Here is an 18494-nt window from a genome sequence, read left to right on the forward strand (position 1 = left end):
ACAGATACTTCTAAATCAATTATTTTACATCTTTCCACCATTGTTTAAACACCTGAGAACCGTTGTCCAGCAACACTTTTTCTCCAATCATCGGGGTTGCCAGTCTGTAAGGTTTTCCGGCTGAGAGTTTTGTCATTTTTTCCAACGGCTCTTTCCACGGATGTCGCGCCAAGGTAAATTTGGAATGATGCACGGGCAGTAGGTTTTTTGCTTTTACTTCTGTTGTTGCCAAAGCCATTTCTTCGGGCAGCTCGTGTACCGATTGCCATGCTTTGTTGTACTGTCCGCATTCCATAATCGCCCAATCTATCGGCGGATATTTTGCTGCAACCGTTTTGAAACGGTCACTGTAACCGCCATCACCACTGTAATAAATATTCATCTTGGGAGATCGAATATAGAAAGACAGCCACAATGCTTTATCAGGTGAAAATCCACGACCGCCACCGTGATGTGTATTTTCTGCAATAATATTGAAATTTGGTTTTACAGCTACAGTTTCACCCCAATCTTTTTCCAGAATCTGTTTTTGTGTGTAGCCCCATTTTTCATAATGTGCTCCGGCTCCAAGACCACAAATTACAAACTTTACTTTCGGCTGTAATGCTTTTACGGTTTCATAATCCAAATGGTCATAATGATCGTGTGAGAGCAGCATGTAATCAATTTCGGGCATGTCGTCCGCAAAATAAATGTCGCTGCCTTTGTACGCTTTCACGCCCCATGGAGTTGGCGATGCTTTACCGCTGAAAATCGGATCAACCAGAATTTTTACTCCATCCAACTGCAAAAAGAAAGAAGAATGCCCAAACCATACCAGCACATTCTCGTCTGCCGGAAGCGATTTTAAATCTGTCTTAACCGAAGGCAGAGCAGTGGTTGGTTCCGTATCAGGATAGGTCTTAGTTAATGAATTCCAGCCTTCAGTCCACATGCTGTATCCCTTTATGATGGTCGGTTTTTCTACAAGATTATGAAAGGTTCCATCTCTGAAGTGTTTTGATTTCTTCATCAATTCAAGTCGCTCACCTTCAGGTAACGCGCCGAACTGAGGCTGTTTCATATAAAAATAAGTGGCGATGATGATAAGGATGATTAACGACAGTAAAACGATGACCGTCCATTTTAATATTTTCAGAAAGCGCTTCATTATTTTGATAATTCTTTAATGTCTTTTGCCTCCAAGATTTGTTTTGAATATCCTTTCAATACTGCATTAATCATTGCTTTCCCTACTTCTGAAAGTTTTAATGTAGGTGCAGAAAAAAATGGTGACAACAGTGGAATCAATATTTTAAAAATAAACTTGATGTTTTTCTGACCTTTGCTTCCCGTCATAACCGCCGGCCGGAAGTTGTACTGACCTTTGAAAGGCAGTTTCATCAGCGCATTTTCTGTACGTCCCTTCACTCTTGCCCACATTATTTTTCCTTTTTCGCTGCTGTCGGTACCGCTTCCCGAAACGTAAATAAAAGTCATTTCCGGTTTAATTTCTGAAAGCGAAGCCGCAAACGGAACTACAAAATCGTACGTTTTTCTGGTAAAACTTTCTTCATTTTCGCCTACCGAACTGATGCCTGCACAAAAGAAACAGCCATCATATTTTTCCAGTAAATCTGAATGCTTTTTGATTTCGGAAAAATCTTTTACAATGAGTTCTTTCAGTTTGGGATGTGACAGTTCGTAAGTTCTTCTGCCGATGATCAGCACTTCATCTACTTCCGGATTTTCAAGGCATTCAAATAAAACACCTTCGCCCACCATTCCTGTTGCACCTGTGATTATGATTTTCATGTTATGTTTTTTTATGCTGTAAATATCGCAAAAACAATATGTATCTGATTAAAATTACAAATCATTTTTGCAATTGAAAAATTTCTGTGTTAAATTGCCTGTTGTAATTTTATACATTTCTCAACCAAAAACACAGATAATGGAGTGGACACAGGAGCAGAAAAACATCATTAATTCTACAGGAAATATCAAAATCAATGCGGTTGCCGGCTCCGGAAAAACTACGACCGTTATTGAATATGCCAGAACGAGACCTGAAAACAGCAGGATTCTTTATCTGGCATTTAACAAGTCGGTAAAACTGGAAGCTGCGAAAAAATTTCAGGAAAAAGGACTTCACAATGTGACTGTTGAGACGGCTCATTCTTTAGCCTATAAAAATGTTGTCTTTCAAAGCAATTATAAAATCAAAGCGCCGGGTTACAAAACCAATGAAATCGTTGAACTTCTCAATCTGCAGGGTAATGGTGAAAAACACACCGAGTATATTATTGCCAATCACATCAACAAATTCATCACTTATTTCTGCAACAGTGATAAACTGAAAGTTCAGGATCTAAATTATCTTGATACCATTACAGATCCCAATGCGAGAATTTTCGTCAGTACATTTTACCAGTATATTCTCACGCAGACCCGAATGTTATTGAGTAAAATGGATAAAGGCGAAATTGAAATCACCCATGATTTTTATCTTAAAAAATTTCAGATTTTAAATCCGAAACTGCCTTTTGATTATATTCTTTTTGATGAAGGTCAGGATGCTTCGTCGGCGATGTTGGATGTATTTCTAAAACAAAATGCAACCAAAGTAATTGTAGGGGATACACATCAGCAGATTTACGGGTGGCGTTATGCAGTCAACTCTCTGGAAAAGGCTGATTTTGAAACGTATCATCTTTCAACAAGTTTCCGCTTCGGTCAGGATATTGCGAATCTGGCCATGGAAGTTTTAAAATTTAAAAAACACATCAATCAGCATCAAACCATAACGATAACTGGTAATGGACGGGTTGAAGAAATAAAAACCAAAGCTATTCTTGCAAGAACCAATCTTGGATTATTGTTAAAAGCCATCGAATACGTTACCGAGAAAAAGAACGTAAAACATATCTACTTTGAGGGAAATATCAATTCTTACACGTATGCAGATGAGGGAGCTTCTCTATATGATGTTTTAAATTTAAAGAATGACAAACGGACGTTCATCAAAGATAAACTCATCAAAGCGATGAAAAATATGAAAGAACTTGAAGATTACATTAGCAAAACAGAAGATCTTCAACTCGGGATGATGGTTGAAATTGTAAAAGAGTATGGCAATAAAATTCCGAATATCCTTAAAACCATCAAGGACAAACACGTCGATGGCGATCAGAAAGAAAAAGCAGAAATGATCTTTTCTACCGTTCACCGCTGCAAGGGAATGGAGTATGACAGTGTGCGGCTGGTGAATGATTTTATTTCTGAAGAAAAACTGGAGAAACAGACGAAGGAAATAAAGGGTCAGGAAATCAACGCTACAAAACTCAATGAGGAAATCAATCTTCTGTATGTGGCGGTAACACGAACCAAAAATAAGTTACACATTCCTGAATCTTTGATGCCTGTCGGTTTTTATGAGTCTTTACAAATTCAAATTATAAAAGACATTCCGAAGGAAGAGAAGAAAACTGAAAAATCATATACAGTCGACCAGGTACGGGAAAAACATAAAGGCGCGTACCAACCCTGGACAGCCGAACTTGATCAGGAACTGATGGAACTTTATTCAGAAGGCATCAGCGGAAATGATCTGGCGAAACATTTCGGTCGTACAAAAGGAGCTATAGCTTCACGGATAAAGAAATTAGAGATGGATGATTTTTCATAACAGAAAATCACAGGGTTATCGCCCGTCATTTTGGATACAATGAAACTCAATTTGGCAACATTTCCGGCCGCGCATCTGCAGACATTTGTATTATAAAATTTAAAGAAAATTTACAATGCAAAAAACAGTTTTTATCACAGGCGCATCATCAGGATTGGGAAAAGCTACGGCGAAATTATTTTAATCGAAAGGATGGAACGTCATCGCAACGATGCGGAATCCACACAATGAAACTGAGCTTTCGGCGCTGGAAAATGTAACACTTCTTCCTTTGGATGTTACCAATTTACAGCAGATTCAGGAAACCGTAAAAAAGGCAATTGAACTTCATCCCATTGATGTGGTTTTTAATAATGCAGGTTACGGTTTGATTGGTGCTTTGGAAGCGTTGACAGACGAACAAATCGTAAAACAACTAGACACCAATTTACTGGGCGTGATTCGTGTAACTCAGGCTTTCATTCCTTATTTCAGAAAAAACAGAAATGGATTATTTATTACTACAACCTCCATTGGAGGATTATTGACTTTCCCTTTGGATTCGCTTTACCACGCTACAAAATGGGCTTTGGAAGGCTGGAGCGAAAGTATGTCGTTTGAATTGGCATTACATAATGTTGGCATCAAAACTATTGCGCCGGGCGGAATTAAAACTAATTTTGCAGGAGAATCATTAGCCGTTGCCAGTCATCCGGCTTATGAAGATGGTATGAAGAAATTATTTGAACTGATGAACCCTGATAATTTTGAACCGGTAGAGTGGATAGCTGATGTGGTCTACGAAGCTGCGACGGATGGGAAGAATCAATTGCGATACGTGACAGGCGAATTTGCCAATCAGCTGTACAACCGTCGTTTAGAAATCGGTTCCGAAGCTGCTGTTCAGGAAATGCAACAGATGGCATTTGGTGATTTGATCAATTAAAATTAGTAAGAAATGAATAATCCGATAAAAGTAGATTCTATCTCAAAACTTCACGAGATGTTGGGTTTCGGAAAGCCTGTTCATCCTTTGATAAGCCTCACTGACAATACCAATATGATTGTGGAAAGTGACTTATTGAATCAACATTTTCTGTTCAATTTCTATAAAATTTCCTACAAAAAAACACGGAAAGGCAAAATTGGATATGGACAAGGTTATTATGATTTCGACGAAGGCGGAATGGTTTTTACCTCGCCCAATCAGCTGATTTCCACGAGTGCCGATGATATGGAATATGAGGGTTTGACTTTGCTGATTCATCCTGATTTTTTCAGAAATTATTCATTGGCAACCCGTATTAAAAGCTTTGGCTTCTTTTCATATTCTGCCAACGAAGCCTTATTTTTATCGGACAAAGAAAAGCAGACTATATTTTCGGTTTTTGATAATATCAAGGAAGAATTGAATAATACGATTGACGATTTCAGTCAGGATGTTATCATTTCTCACGTCGAGGTTTTGCTTAATTACAGCAACCGTTTTTACAAGCGCCAGTTCATTACCAGAAAAGCAGTAAATAATGATTTACTTTCGAAAATTGAAGAACTTTTAAATGTCTATTTTGAAAAAGAAGACGGCTTGAATCAAGGTTTGCCAACCGTTGAGTTTCTCGCAACGGAGCTCAGTCTTTCATCACGGTATTTAAGTGATATGCTTCGGTCTTTGACAGGGCAGAATGCACAGCAACTCATCCACGAAAAACTGATTGAAAAAGCAAAAGATTATCTTACAACAACCCAACTTTCGGTTGCAGAAATCGCTTATCAGCTTGGTTTTGAGCATCCGCAGTCTTTGAATAAATTATTTAAAAATAAAACCAATCAGACCCCTGTGCAATTTAAGCAAGGTTTTTATCATAACTAAATTTAAAATGAATATAGAAACGTTTATCAAAGAATGGATTGCAGTAGGCAACAGTTACAACACCGAAAAATATCTTGAGTTTTACAATCAAAACGCTGTTTTAGATGACCCTTCAGTTGGAAGAAAGTTCATCGGTCACAATGGAATCAAAGATTATTTTGTGAGTTATTTTATCGGTTATAAAACTCAGACTGAATTGAGGAAATTGGAAATCAGAGAAGATTCGGCTTATTTGGAAGTAGAATTTACTGGAGATTTTCCGGAAGGTAAAATTGGTGGTAGTTTTGATTTTGTTTTTAAAAACGACAAGATTGATTTTGTAAAAGCAGATTTGATTTAAAAATAAAACCTTCCCTATATCAAATTAAGAAGGTTTTTGGAAAATTGTTCAGAAAAGTTATTCCTGGAGAGATTTGCCTGAATCAGAAAAGAAATAAGATAATCTCAATAAAATTTACAGAGGTTTATCTGCATTTTGCAGGTAAACCTTTTTTTGTTTTAAGTGAAATCAGTAAAAATGGTAAGCAATTCCGTAATCGGTATAACGATGATATGCTGGAATGGACGGAACTTTGTTTAATAACAAGAAGTAGTGAAAATGAAATATTTTTTAACCATAATTCTGCTGGTGTTCGGGCAATTTGATTTCGCACAACAGACAAAAAATCAAAATAAAATGAAAACAGACATTCCAAAAATAAGTGATTTTCCGACTGGTGAAGAAAATACAGCTTTTGCACAATATTTTATTGGTAAATCTTATTTGGCGCCACTGACGGGCAATAAAGATTTGAATATTCCACTTTCAAATGTTACTTTCGAGCCTGGCTGTAGAAATAATTGGCACAGTCACACCGGCGGACAATTGTTGATCGTGGTTGGCGGCGAAGGATTATATCAGGAAAGAGGAAAACCTGCCCGTCGATTGAAATCTGGAGATATTGTTGAAATTGCTCCGAATGTTGAACATTGGCACGGCGCAACTGCAAATAGTTGGTTTTCGCATTTGGCTACGACCGGAAATCCTCAAACTAATCAAAATACTTGGCTGGAAGCGGTTTCTGATGAAGAATACACTGAAGCTGACAAAAAATAATTTTATATGATGAGAAAAAACAAGTTTTTTCAATGGATAATTCTTTTTGTTCTCACATTAAGTTTACAAAAATGAATGCACAGCAAAATACAGCCACTCAAAATTTAAATACTAAAGAACAAAGTCTGGTAAAGATTTCTTCATTAACGGCTATTGGAAATCTTGAAAATCTGAAAGTGCAGTTGAATGTAGGTTTAGATTCGGGTTTAACGATTAATGAAATCAAAGAAGCTTTGGTACAATTGTATGCTTACTGCGGTTTTCCGAGAAGTTTGAATGCTATTAATACTTTTAAAACTGTTCTCGACGAAAGAAAAACCAAGGGAATTAATGATATCGAAGGAAAGAAAATCATTGTAGAAAATGATGTTGAAGAAAAATATGAACAAGGCAGAAAAACTTTAGAAAAACTTTCAAAAACGCCACAGCCGAAGCCGGCAAAAGGTATAGGAGAATTTGCTCCACGAATTGATGCTTTTCTTAAAGAGCATTTGTTTGCCGATATTTTTGTGAGTGATGTTTTAAATTATCAGCAAAGAGAATTGGTGACAATTTCCGCTTTGGCTTCTTTAAATGGAGTTGAATCTCAATTGCAATCACATATCGGAATTGGAAAAAATACCGGAATTACGGATAATCAATTAGAACAACTGGCAGATTTGATACAGGAATCTGTCAGTAAAACGCAAGCCAATACAATCCGTAAAATTATCGGAAAACCGCTCGCTCCAATTGTCGAAAATGATATGATGATTCGTATCTCTGAAATAGAAATCGTTCCTGAATTTTTGGAAGAATACAAATCGATTCTGAAAGAGGAAGCTTCGGCTTCGGTGAAATTAGAAAAAGGCGTGATTGCTATTTTCCCAATGTATCAGAAGGAAAATAAGTCTCAAATAAGAATTATTGAAATTTATGCAGATCAGGAAGCTTATCAGTTTCATTTACAGACGCCACATTTTCAGCTTTATAAAAAATCAACTTTAAAAATGGTAAAATCTCTGAAATTGATTGATATGGAAAGTCTTGATAAAGAAACAATCCCGAAGATCTTCCAAAAACTTAATTAAATAACGCATTCTTTTTGTAAACAATTTTAGATGCGCTTACAAAGTGATGGATGGAGGAAATGCCTGTTGTAGAAAAAACCCTTCAGGTTTCGGTTTAAGAATATTCCTTCTTAAATTTCTATCCAGATAAAACGGCACAAAAGGCAGCACAGATCCAACAAGAAAAATAATGATTCTCAAGATGCTCCACTTGTATATCACGGCAGCAACGATGAGTACGGCGAAGTCAAACAGAAACAAAACCCATAAATCCAAACGAAGTATAATATCGAAAATATATTTGATGGGCATGGCGATAAAAATCAAAATAAGGTAAGAAATCCCTTCAATAATGGCGGTTTTCCGCTAGAGGCTGATCATTTTGATTTAATATAATTTGTATTTCAGTTTTAATTAAAACTCAATTATCTGCATACACATTCGTTGTGTTCCCTGATGTATTTGATAGTAGATTGGCAGAGTTTTTCCAGAATGTCAAGATTTAAATCAGACAGTTTTTTAAAATAAATACAGGCTTTTGCCATTTTAAATCTACCTAAACTCTCAAGCAACTTTTTATCTTCTTCTTCAGGTGCTGCAACGTATAGCGAGAACTGAGCTTTTCTTGGTGAAAAACCAATGATCATCGCATCTCCTTCGTGTCCGCTTTCGTATTTATAATGATAACTGCCAAAACCTATCATAGTAGGTCCCCAAATTTTTGGCTCAAAACCAGACCATTTTTTCATCAGTTCAATCAGCTGAAAACTGTCTTGTTTTTTCTGCTCACTTTCCACAAATGAATGGATAAAATCGTCAACGTCAATTTCAGTTTCTGCCGTTTTATTTTTTGAAGCCATAATTGTTTTTCATTAAATCTAATTGCAAAAATAATATGCAACATCCAATAAAGAATAGATTTGTTTGAAAAATTTAAGTAAATAAATATCAATTTTATCTGAACAGGTAAAATTTTAATTTATACTTAAATTTAATGCATTTAGGTTTTAAAAATTTGGAATAATAGAGATTTTAAGATTCTAGAAAAAGCAGCTGTTTCTAATTCAAAAAAAATCCTATTTGATTCTAATTTTTCTTCATTCTAAATTATTTTGTGGTATTAAAAACCTTTGTTAAAAGACGTATATTACAACAAATTGTTTCATAATCAAATCAGTAAAACTATGAAAATACCTTCAATAAGCCGACGAAATTTTCTGATGACTTCAGGATTGCTCGTTTTCTGGTCGGCAATTCCCGTTCATCTCAAAGCAGCGGGCGAAAAAGTGCGAAATCTTTTCGTAACACCGAAGAAAGTTCTTCCGTTGAAAATGAAAGTTAACGGTCAGAACTTCGACCTTAATTTAGATACAAGAACTACAGTTTTAGATATGCTCCGTGAAAATCTTGATCTTACCGGAACCAAAAAAGGCTGTGATCATGGGCAATGTGGCGCGTGTACAGTGCATATCGACGGCGAAAGAGTTTTGAGTTGTCTTACTCTTGCCTGTACAGCACAGCAAAAAGAAATCACAACGATTGAAGGACTTGCCAACGGAGAAAATCTTCATCCGATGCAGAAGGCTTTTATTGAATGTGACGGTTTTCAGTGTGGCTATTGCACGCCGGGACAGATTATGTCAGCGGTGGCATGTGTGAAAGAGGGTCATACCGGTTCGGTAGAGGAAATCAAAGAGTTTATGAGCGGAAATCTCTGCCGTTGCGGAGCTTATAACGGAATTGTAGAATCTATACAAAAAGTAGCAGGATGAGACCATTTGAATTTTTCAGAAAAGATGATATTGCCAAAACAGTTTCGCAGAAGAATGACAGGGCAAAATTTATCGCAGGCGGAACCAATCTGGTCGATTTAATGAAGAAAAACATCGAGCAGCCGGATTATATTATTGATGTCAATACAGTTTTGTCAGAAACGGTTGAGGCAGATAAAAAGAAACTCCGAATCGGAGCGATGTCAAAAAACTCGTCAGTGGCCAAAAACGCTGATGTTTTAAAAGAATATTCCCTGATTTCCAGGGCGATTTTAGCCGGAGCATCTCCTCAGATCAGAAACATGGCTTCGTGTGCCGGAAATATGCTTCAGCGGACAAGATGTCCTTATTTTTATGATATTACAACGCCCTGTAACAAAAGAAAGCCGGGCTCAGGATGCAGTGCAAAAGAAGGCGAAAACAGAATGAATGCCGTGATTGGTTACAGCGAAGATTGCGTTGCCGTGCATCCTTCAGATTTCTGTATTTCTCTCGCAGCTTTGGACGCGACGGTCATTACAAGAAATTCTAAAAATAAAAAAGAAGAAATTGAGTTTAAAAACTTCCACCGTCTTCCCGGAAATACACCGAATTTAGATACCAATCTTCCTCAGAATTCCATTATTGAAGCCATTGAAATTCCGAAAAATAATTTCGGTAGAAACAATGCTTATGTCAAACTCAGAGACCGCTCATCTTACGCATTTGCACTGGTTTCTGTTGCCGCCGCTTTGGATCTGGAAAACGGGAAAATTAAAGATTCCCGTCTGGCTTCGGGTGGAGTAGCTCACAAGCCCTGGCGTTGGTATGAATCTGAAAATTTTCTGAAAGGGAAGATGCCGACAGCAGAAAATTTTTCAGCTGCAGCAGATTTGGCAATAAAAGATTTGAAACCACTTTCCAATAATGGTTTTAAAAAAGAAATGCTCCGCGGAGCGATGATTACAGCACTTCAAAACAGTTTAAATCCTTAAAAAAAGAACAGATATGGCATTTTTTGATAATGATTTAGATTTCAATATAGAAAAGGAAGGTCGCGCCGAAGCTTTGTTTAAAGTGACCGGCCGTGGCAAATACTCCTCAGAATATAAAACTGAAAATGTAACCTACGCCGTTATTGTCGGAAGTACGGTTGCATCAGGAAAAATTACGGGCATTGATACAGCAGATGCAATGCTTGCAGATGGCGTTCTCGGGATTTTGACACATACCGATAAACCGACTGTTCCCGGATTGGCATCAGAACAGAAAATTAAAGAAAGTAAAATCGGGCTTCCGGTTTTGCATACAGATACGATTTATTTTAAAGGTCAGCCTGTGGCCGTTGTAATTGCAAAAACCTTGGAGGAAGCTCAGTACGCCGCATCTTTGGTGAAGACTTCATACCAGCAGACAAGGGCAAATGTTGATTTTAAAAATACACATCCCTCAATTCCTTTAAAAAATGAAGGGAAAGAAAGAGGAAATACCGAAAACTGGAATTCTTCGCCTTTTAATGTCGAACAGGAATATCACATCGAAGGCGAGGTGCATCATCCCATGGAAATGCACGCAACAATCGCCATCTGGAACGGAAATGACAAGCTAAAATTATACGATAAGAATCAGGGCGTGAACGGAGTTCAGAACACAGTGGGGAAACTTTTTGATCTCCAGCCTAAAAATATCGAAGTGATCACAGAATTTATGGGCGGCGGTTTTGGTTCAGGATTAAGAGTCTGGCCGAATACTGTTTTAGCAATTATGGCTGCGAAAAAAATTAATAAGCCTGTTAAACTGATGCTCACGCGAACTCAAATGTCCTGTCTCGTTGGCTACCGTCCGGAATCGTGGCAGAAAATCAAACTGGGAGCTGATGCATCAGGAAAATTTACAGGTTTAATTCACGACAGTAAAAATACAACTTCACTTTACGAAAATTTTCTTGAAAATATTACCAGAATTAGCCGTCTGGCCTATGGTTTTGAGAATTTAAAAACGCAGATGGCCACGGTACCGCTTAACATGTCCACGCCAACGTGGATGCGTGGTCCGGGAGAATGTACCGGAGCTTTTGCCCTGGAATCTGCTATTGATGAACTTTGTTTTAAAATGAATAAAGATCCTCTGGCCATCAGACTTCAGAATTTATCCGACGTTAAAGATCCCGAAACCGGGAAAGACTGGTCTACCAATTTCGTCAGAGAATGTATGGAAAAAGGAGCCGCGAAAATCGGCTGGAACCAGAGAGACATGAAACCACGACAGAAAAAAGAAGGCGACTGGCTTGTAGGTTACGGAATGGGTGTCGGGATGTGGACTGCCGGAGGAGGTCAGGCAAGTGCCGGACTGACAATGGATGTAGACGGAAACGTGACTGTAAAAACCGCTATGACGGATATCGGAACCGGAACGGGAACTTCAATGCGAAATATCGTTCATGAAGTGACCGGAATTCCTTTAAACAAAATAAAAATTGATCTCGGAAAATCTACTCTTCCGCAGGCTCCAAGTCAGGGAGGAAGCCGTGGACTTTCGTCTATCAGCGCATCTTCAAATGCAATTGCTGAAACTTTGAAAAGCAATCTGATTAATTACGCTTCAAAGACCAATCCTGAATTCAAGAATTTAAAATCTTCTGATATTACACTTACAGATTCGGCTGTTCAGATTAAAAATAAATCAACATCAGTAAGTTTTCAGAAAATTTTCACTGATAATCAACTGACGGTCATTGAAGTTGAAGAAACTACCCAACCGGGCGATCTCCAGAAAAAATTTGCATTTGCATCCGGAGCAGCACATTTCTGTCGTGTAAAAGTACATGAACTGACCGGAAAAGTGAAAATCGACCGTTTCGTGAGCGTTGTTGACGGTGGAAAAATCGTCAGTGAAAAGCCCGCAAAAAATCAGGTGATCGGTGCCGTTGTTGGTGGAACCGGAATGGCTTTAATGGAAGAAATGACGATCGATAAACGCATCGGTGCCTTGGTAGCAGATGATCTCGCAGGATACCATTTCTCTGTGAACGCAGACGTCCCGATCATCGAAGTTGATTTTATCAACAAACCCGATTTTAATCTCAACGCCAGCGGCGCCAAAGGTTTGGGTGAAGTTGGAATTATCGGTTCGGCAGCAGCGATTGCCAACGCCATTTTTAATGCAACTGGAAAACGTTTCAGGAACTTACCGATTACGCCGGATAAGATTTTAAAAGGATAATTTTAATAAAAACAAAACTCCCGAAATTTAAAATTTTCGGGAGTTTTTTTATTGTGTAAGTTCAGTTATTAAGGAGAAAGCTTTTATTTCAAGATCGTCCTTTGACAGCCTGTTGCTTTCAATTTCCAGAGCTGTAAAATGACCTTTGTCTGATGTTAAAAGCGCATAGCCATTTGTTTTCTTTCCTCTGTTTTCAAAACTGTAAGAGACAAATTTCGAATCTTTATCGTCAAGTTTTATTTTGAGATCCTGAACATTAAGTTTCCTTTTTACAGATTTAAAATTCGTCATCAAATCATCAGCAGTATCGTAGGAATGCATGAAAATACTTATGTTATCGGGCTTTTTAATCGCCAGACTGAGCGTATCATCATAATTTTTCTGAAAATAAGCACCTGATTCAACCTTGATTTTAGACGAAACATCCAGCAGAATCATAGAATCTTTTTTAAGTTTTATGACGCTGTAGTTTTCCTTTTCAAAATCGCTGAGTTGGCTGATGCTGTCATAACTTTCATAAAAAAGGTTGTTGGAAGCTGTATCGTCTGCCGCTTTCGTCTGTCTCTCATAATTCCTGCTCATCAAAGCACTCACATCGTTGTAAGAGCTGTCGGAATACGAACTCTGCGAACTTTTATTGCACGTAATTGCAATGCGGATAATACTGATAAGGCACAGTGCAACCGTAAGAACGGTTTTCCAGGCAGAACTGTTATTCATTATTTTACGTCAGATCTTTTGATGGTGATTTCATTTAATTTTTTGCCTTTGCTGTCGCTGTAAATATATTTAATGTTATTTACACCGATAGCGCTGGTCTGAGCGAATATCTGTCTTACATCCGGAGATCTCATCATTTCGTCTTTCATCACCTGCGTTGCTGCGTCGGTTGCAAGTGCATCAGCATACTGATCGGGAACTTCTGCAGAGTATATAATATTGTTCTCTGCATCAGCTTTGATGGCAACAATTTTTACCCCTGAAGCTTTGTCTACAATCGGTAAACTTTTACTGAAAACTTTCAGAATTTCATTCAGCTGTGAGCTGTCCGGTTTGTCGCCTTTGGCAATGGCTTCAAGATCGATGTTGCCTTTTTTTGTGTTTTTGTCGATGGTTTGAGCAGACATCATCACATCATTTGCACTGTAAACTTTAAGGTTAAATTTCACACCTTCCGCCAGAAGTTCCTTTCCTGACGGCTCAGCCTGAATTGCCTGCCCGATGATATCGGGAATAGCATTTTTCATCAGTTCTGCCTCCACATCGGTATCTGCGTAAGTGGTTTTAATTTCGATATCTACATCACCGGTCGGAGTAGATGTTGCTTTTGTGGATTTAAAACCTGCACTTCTCACCATCATGTCGCTGGTGTTGTTGTACATTTTCACAAATTCTTCAGTTCTTGTAGCGGTAGATTTTTTACAGCTGACAAGCATGAACGCAACAGCAAAAATAAATAGGAGTTTTCTCATTTTAATGATTTTTAAAATTTTTGAAAAGATAATAAAAAACAGAATCCAAAAAGGAATTCTGATTATTAATTTCACAAAATAATGAATTTGTCATTCTTTAAAGTATGTGAACTTCTATTTTAAAACTTTTATTACTAATAAAGGCTTCGACAAGCTCAGCCTGACAATGCAGAAATGAACAGTCGGTAAAAGCGATGTCACCCTGAGCTTGTCGAAGGGTTTTTCTTAGATGTTTTTCAATATTAAGTAGAAGTATAGGTTAATAAAAACTTACCTGTCTGTTAAAGCATTCAGAAACTCAATAATCTCAGCGATCTCATTTTGTGATAAATTCAGTTTCGCATCAGAAAGTGTCTGGTTTTCAACTTTTAAATTAAAACCTTTTCCGCCTCCGTTGTTGTAAAATTCCATTACTTCCTGTAGGGTTTTGTAACTGCCGTTGTGCATGTAAGGAGCAGTTTTACTGATGTTTCTTAAGGTTGGAGTTTTAAATGATTTCTGAAGAAAAGCAACGGTTTCATGAAATTTTCCACGTCCCAAATCTGAATCCAGCTTTTTGTTCGAAGAATTTTCTGCTACACCCAAAACTTCCTGTTCCGTTTTTTTATAGTTAGGAGGAACAGTTCCGTTGAAAAGCGGTAAAAAATGACAAATTGCGCATTGTGCTTTTCCCATAAAAAGATTGAAACCTTTCTTCTGCTTTTCGGTCATGGCGTTTTTATTTCCTCTCATATATTCATCAAAGTCTGAATTGAAGGCCGCCAGAGAACGGATGTAGCTCGCAAGCAAATTCTGCAATTGCCAGACTTCGGCTTTCTCAGTTTTAAATATTTTTTTGAATGCTGTCTGATAGTTTTTATTCTGATTAATTTTCAAAATAATAGACTGCAGATCTCCGTGCATTTCTTCTTTATTCGTAATCACATCAGAGCTTTGTCCTTCCAGATCATCTTTCCGCATATCCCAGAACTGACCGTGCTGAAATGCTGAGTAATTCAGTGATGGCGTATTTCTCTGCAATTTTGAGTTGGCAAGCGACATCGATTTTTCCAATCCGTCGGTGAATGCTTTTTCTGCGTTGTGACACGTGGCACAGCTTCGGGTATTGTTTTCGGAAAGAATTTTATCATTAAAAAGCTGTTTGCCCAACTGTACTTTTTCAGGCGACATTTCATACTGCTTTCCGGGAACAAAAGCATTGACATCGAAAGCATCTCGGGAGTAAAAATTACCGGCATTTTTCCTCAAAGCAGTCAGAACTTCCACATTGGGAATATTTTCTTCTGTTCTGAAATCAAGCAGGAGGGAAGAAAGTGGGTTGAGGTGAACGCTGATGAATTCAAGATAATTGAATGTATTTTTATCTTTATTTAAATTTAAAAACTGTTTAGACTGATCAATTTCCGAAACAATTTTCTTTAAAGATGAATTTTGAGATTTTTCAGTTGAAATTAAGTTCAATACAGATTTTAAAGATTCCAGAGAAACAGGCATTTCTTCAAGAAACTTTCCTGAAATGGGGGTGTCAAAACCTGCAATTCCCAGACTTGAAATTCTGAAAATCTGCTGTCGCAACGCATCAAAGGTCTGATCTTTGGTCACAGTGATGACCTGGAAATTAGTCTTAATGGTATTCCCTTTATTAGTCAGCTTTTTCAGTATTCTGATGACTTCAGCTTTGTTCTGTTTTTCTTCAGAATAAAGCATTTCTTCCAATACCTGAAGTCCTTCCGGCTCAATTTCCACGTGCTCAGCCATCTCGATTTCCGGTAAGGCGGGCCCGTTGATAAATCTTGCGGAGTGAGGAAGAAAATATTCTACTGCCCATTCCATTTTTTTGTAGGTCTGGCGTAGGCTGTCAAATTTTTTCTGAACGGTTTTGTTGTCGGCATCCTTGGAAACGAGAGCAATCAGTTCGTCAATCTGAGCAAGAAAAAGTTCATTGTTTTTAAAAACTGCATTTTTTACTTCCACCAGATCATCCTGCAAAGGCTGATTGGGCTTGTTGCACTGAAGAATCGTGAAAATGCTGAATAGCAGAATGAGGAAAACGCAAAAGGGATCTTTTAACAGTTTCATTACGTATAAAAAAGCATCAATAGAGAAAACTCTACTGATACTTTTAAGTTTAAATGGTTAATATTATTTCTGAACGTTTCTAATCAGTACGATCTGTCCGCCCTCTTTATTGGTATTTACACCGGCACCGTCAGCATTGGCGAAACCGTTTTTCTGCCATGTGTGAGAGTGAATATTCACTGCAAAAGTATTCGGAACACCGATGATGTCTGAAACATCGATCATCGCACCGTATTCCCAGGATCCGAACTTCTGTAGATTTCCGGATTGGTTATAAGCTGTCTGCCATGCAGAATCCGTTCTGTTGTGCTTCATATTCAGCCATGGTTTGTACTGTTTTGTGCTGATATCCAACTGCCAGATGTAAGAATCGTGAGCTGCCGCAGGATAGTAAGAATCACCGTCTTCCTGAATGTAAACATAGTTTTCAGTTACACAAAGGTTGTCAGGATTAATTAAGTTACTTCCGGGATTTGAATCTCCTTCAGCTACCACTTCCAGCTTTCCGGTCATCATATTGTTTTGGTTAAGAACCAGTTTATATACTCTTCCCCACATCGTCAAGCCCGGTTTAGGATTTATTCCGTCGTTAGATTCTCCGGTTGCTGTGAAATAGATTTCTCTTCCTTTTCCTGCACCTTTTCTGTAATCTACATCTTCCACTCTAGAAAAACGGATGGCGTTGATATCCATATTTTTCTGGTTGATCTGTGCTCCGGTAAGATTCTTCGCATTGGTAATTTCTACAAATTCCACATCGTACTGAGAACCTTTAGTCATATCCGTTTCGGTAGTATTGTTGTTGGTTCTTTTAAGTGAATACAGTTTACCGTTATCCAAATCTCCCTGGGTATCGGCAACATACATTAAAAGCTGACCGGCAGACTGGTGTGAAGTTGAATAAGACTGATCTTCACCAATTAAAATATAAGATTTCCCATTGGAAACATCTTTAGGAAGCGGAACTGCATTTTCCATGGAAGCCTTTCCCAAAGCAGGTTTCACTCTTGTTTTATCTGAAGCCTGAGACGCTGCCGCCAAAGGATTCAAAGCATGAACCATACTTTCTTCACCGGATTCACCTGCCGTAAGAAAAGCGCTGAAACCGTGCTCGGCAACCGTTGCCAAAGTAGCTGAACACAATCTTGTCATTCCACCGATTCCGTTCAGTATATATTCACCTTTTACAGGCTTAAAAGATTTGTCTAAATATACTCTTGAAACCGACTGTGTGATCTCATGGTTGGTGATCATTAAATATCCGTTGGAGTTCGGGTCTTTCATAATTCCCATTCCGTCCGGCTGTCCTGCAAATACAAAGTTGGGGCTGTCCTGCAGTACATCAGAGCTCGAAATTAAAGTGGTGATGTTTAAGTTTTCAAAACCTGTCATTCCATAAACGAAAGCGGGTTCTTTTGAAAAGTTTTCGAGTTTAATGTCTGAGTTGATTGGTTCTTCAGTAGTTTCATCGTCATTACAACTCTGAAATACCGCGGCAGATAAAAATAAAGCTGCCAAAGTGTGGTTTAGTTTCATAATACTTTCTATAGTTTATTGATGTCACAAAACTAACAGGAAAGTGTGAACAGAATTTTAACAGGACAAAACCAATCATTTAAATCTGTTATGATTAAAATGATGATTTGTTAACGGAAAATCAATACTTAGAATGAGTTTAAATAGTGAGGATTTGGTTTGAGGGAGGGAAAGTGTGAGGATTTGAGACTTGTAGAATTTTGAGAGCCGGAGCGTTGTAGAAGAATAATTTTTTAGGTTTTTATATTTTAAAAGTTTTCAGAAAAGGCTGTAAAGTGTTGGATTGTAATAAATTGTACTTGATTGCCTCAACTAAGTGGTTGATTGGCTCAACTAAACAGTTGATTGCTTCAACTAAGTGCTTGAACGGCTTAACTAAGTGCTTGATTGCCTCAACAGAGTACTTGAATGGCTTAACCAAATGCTTTGTCGCCGTAACCAAATGCCTGATTGCGTTAACCAAATACTTGATGGCATCAACTAAACGCTTAATTATCTTATCAAATTTTACCAAGTATTTTTAGCAGCTTGTTTGTCATTCCGTAGGAATCTAAACCGCAGTATTTTAACGATGTTGAGATTCCTACGGAATGACAAAGTGACTGTTGAACTCAATGACTAAATATACACCGTCCTTATTATTTAGCTGACCCTTTCATCGACAGGCTCAGAATGACACGGGTGTAATTTAGATTTATTTTACAAAGTAATTTTTGGCAGCCTGTTTGTCATTCCGTAGGAATCTAAACCGCATTATTTTATCGATGTTGAGA

The 18494-nt window shown here is 37.8% G+C and carries 17 protein-coding genes; 9 read left to right on the forward strand and 8 right to left on the reverse strand.

Going from position 1 to position 18494, the window contains the following annotated elements; all coding sequences use genetic code 11:
• Positions 1 to 19: 19 nt before the first annotated feature.
• Together IC610_RS09205 and IC610_RS09210 are read right to left on the reverse strand one after the other, a co-directional pair.
• Complete coding sequence (locus IC610_RS09205; RefSeq protein ID WP_191736594.1) at positions 20 to 1150, reverse strand: MBL fold metallo-hydrolase; 1131 nt, start codon at positions 1148 to 1150, stop codon at positions 20 to 22.
• Entirely contained in the window at positions 1150 to 1794 is a 645-nt protein-coding gene (locus IC610_RS09210) for an NAD-dependent epimerase/dehydratase family protein (RefSeq protein WP_191736595.1), read from the reverse strand. Before IC610_RS09210 ends, IC610_RS09205 begins: the two co-directional genes overlap by 1 nt.
• 139 nt (positions 1795 to 1933) lie before the next feature.
• Between IC610_RS09210 and IC610_RS09215 the strand changes: the two genes are divergently transcribed.
• The 6 genes from IC610_RS09215 (at position 1934) to IC610_RS09240 (ending at position 7682) form a co-directional block, all read left to right on the forward strand.
• Positions 1934 to 3667, forward strand: a complete 1734-nt coding sequence (locus IC610_RS09215) for a UvrD-helicase domain-containing protein (RefSeq protein WP_191736596.1) — start codon at positions 1934 to 1936, stop codon at positions 3665 to 3667.
• Positions 3668 to 3878: 211 nt separating this feature from the next.
• A complete protein-coding gene (locus IC610_RS09220) occupies positions 3879 to 4592 on the forward strand; it encodes an SDR family NAD(P)-dependent oxidoreductase (RefSeq protein ID WP_394368294.1) in 714 nt (237 codons plus the stop codon).
• Between the two features lie 12 nt (positions 4593 to 4604).
• Complete coding sequence (locus tag IC610_RS09225; protein ID WP_191736597.1) at positions 4605 to 5516, forward strand: helix-turn-helix domain-containing protein; 912 nt, start codon at positions 4605 to 4607, stop codon at positions 5514 to 5516.
• Between the two features lie 7 nt (positions 5517 to 5523).
• Positions 5524 to 5856, forward strand: a complete 333-nt coding sequence (locus IC610_RS09230; protein ID WP_191736598.1) for a nuclear transport factor 2 family protein — start codon at positions 5524 to 5526, stop codon at positions 5854 to 5856.
• A gap of 336 nt (positions 5857 to 6192) precedes the next feature.
• Positions 6193 to 6612, forward strand: a complete 420-nt coding sequence (locus IC610_RS09235; RefSeq protein ID WP_228462893.1) for a cupin domain-containing protein — start codon at positions 6193 to 6195, stop codon at positions 6610 to 6612.
• Between the two features lie 71 nt (positions 6613 to 6683).
• Entirely contained in the window at positions 6684 to 7682 is a 999-nt protein-coding gene (locus IC610_RS09240; RefSeq protein WP_228462894.1) for a carboxymuconolactone decarboxylase family protein, read from the forward strand.
• 36 nt (positions 7683 to 7718) lie between these two features.
• Here IC610_RS09240 and IC610_RS09245 read toward each other — a convergent pair whose 3' ends face one another.
• Together IC610_RS09245 and IC610_RS09250 are read right to left on the reverse strand one after the other, a co-directional pair.
• The gene (locus IC610_RS09245; RefSeq protein ID WP_191736826.1) at positions 7719 to 8015 is read right to left on the reverse strand and encodes a DUF3817 domain-containing protein; all 297 of its coding nucleotides are present in this window, start codon (positions 8013 to 8015) and stop codon (positions 7719 to 7721) included.
• 71 nt (positions 8016 to 8086) lie between these two features.
• On the reverse strand, positions 8087 to 8521 hold the full coding sequence (locus IC610_RS09250; RefSeq protein WP_191736601.1) for a DUF1801 domain-containing protein: 435 nt from the start codon (positions 8519 to 8521) through the stop codon (positions 8087 to 8089).
• Between the two features lie 324 nt (positions 8522 to 8845).
• On the opposite strand from IC610_RS09250, the gene IC610_RS09255 reads away from it, so the two are divergent.
• From IC610_RS09255 to IC610_RS09265, 3 genes are read left to right on the forward strand one after another with little or no spacing between them, the layout of a single operon-like run.
• Entirely contained in the window at positions 8846 to 9433 is a 588-nt protein-coding gene (locus tag IC610_RS09255; protein WP_191736602.1) for a (2Fe-2S)-binding protein, read from the forward strand.
• Positions 9430 to 10407, forward strand: a complete 978-nt coding sequence (locus tag IC610_RS09260) for an FAD binding domain-containing protein (protein WP_191736603.1) — start codon at positions 9430 to 9432, stop codon at positions 10405 to 10407. Before IC610_RS09255 ends, IC610_RS09260 begins: the two co-directional genes overlap by 4 nt.
• A gap of 13 nt (positions 10408 to 10420) precedes the next feature.
• Positions 10421 to 12634 (forward strand): xanthine dehydrogenase family protein molybdopterin-binding subunit, encoded by a 2214-nt coding sequence (locus tag IC610_RS09265; RefSeq protein WP_191736604.1) that lies wholly within the window; start codon positions 10421 to 10423, stop codon positions 12632 to 12634.
• Positions 12635 to 12682: 48 nt separating this feature from the next.
• Here IC610_RS09265 and IC610_RS09270 read toward each other — a convergent pair whose 3' ends face one another.
• The 4 genes from IC610_RS09270 to IC610_RS09285 all read right to left on the reverse strand — a co-directional run bounded on the left by IC610_RS09270 (position 12683) and on the right by IC610_RS09285 (position 17721).
• Complete coding sequence (locus IC610_RS09270) at positions 12683 to 13354, reverse strand: hypothetical protein (protein ID WP_191736605.1); 672 nt, start codon at positions 13352 to 13354, stop codon at positions 12683 to 12685.
• Entirely contained in the window at positions 13354 to 14106 is a 753-nt protein-coding gene (locus IC610_RS09275; RefSeq protein ID WP_191736606.1) for a hypothetical protein, read from the reverse strand. The genes IC610_RS09270 and IC610_RS09275 overlap by 1 nt, the downstream gene beginning before the upstream one ends.
• A gap of 270 nt (positions 14107 to 14376) precedes the next feature.
• Positions 14377 to 16185, reverse strand: a complete 1809-nt coding sequence (locus tag IC610_RS09280; RefSeq protein ID WP_191736607.1) for a cytochrome-c peroxidase — start codon at positions 16183 to 16185, stop codon at positions 14377 to 14379.
• A gap of 63 nt (positions 16186 to 16248) precedes the next feature.
• Entirely contained in the window at positions 16249 to 17721 is a 1473-nt protein-coding gene (locus IC610_RS09285) for a PhoX family protein (RefSeq protein WP_191736608.1), read from the reverse strand.
• Between the last annotated feature and the right edge of the window lie 773 nt (positions 17722 to 18494).

The organism is Chryseobacterium caseinilyticum (assembly GCF_014837145.1).
In the GTDB taxonomy this organism is placed as follows: Bacteria; Bacteroidota; Bacteroidia; order Flavobacteriales; family Weeksellaceae; genus Chryseobacterium; species Chryseobacterium caseinilyticum.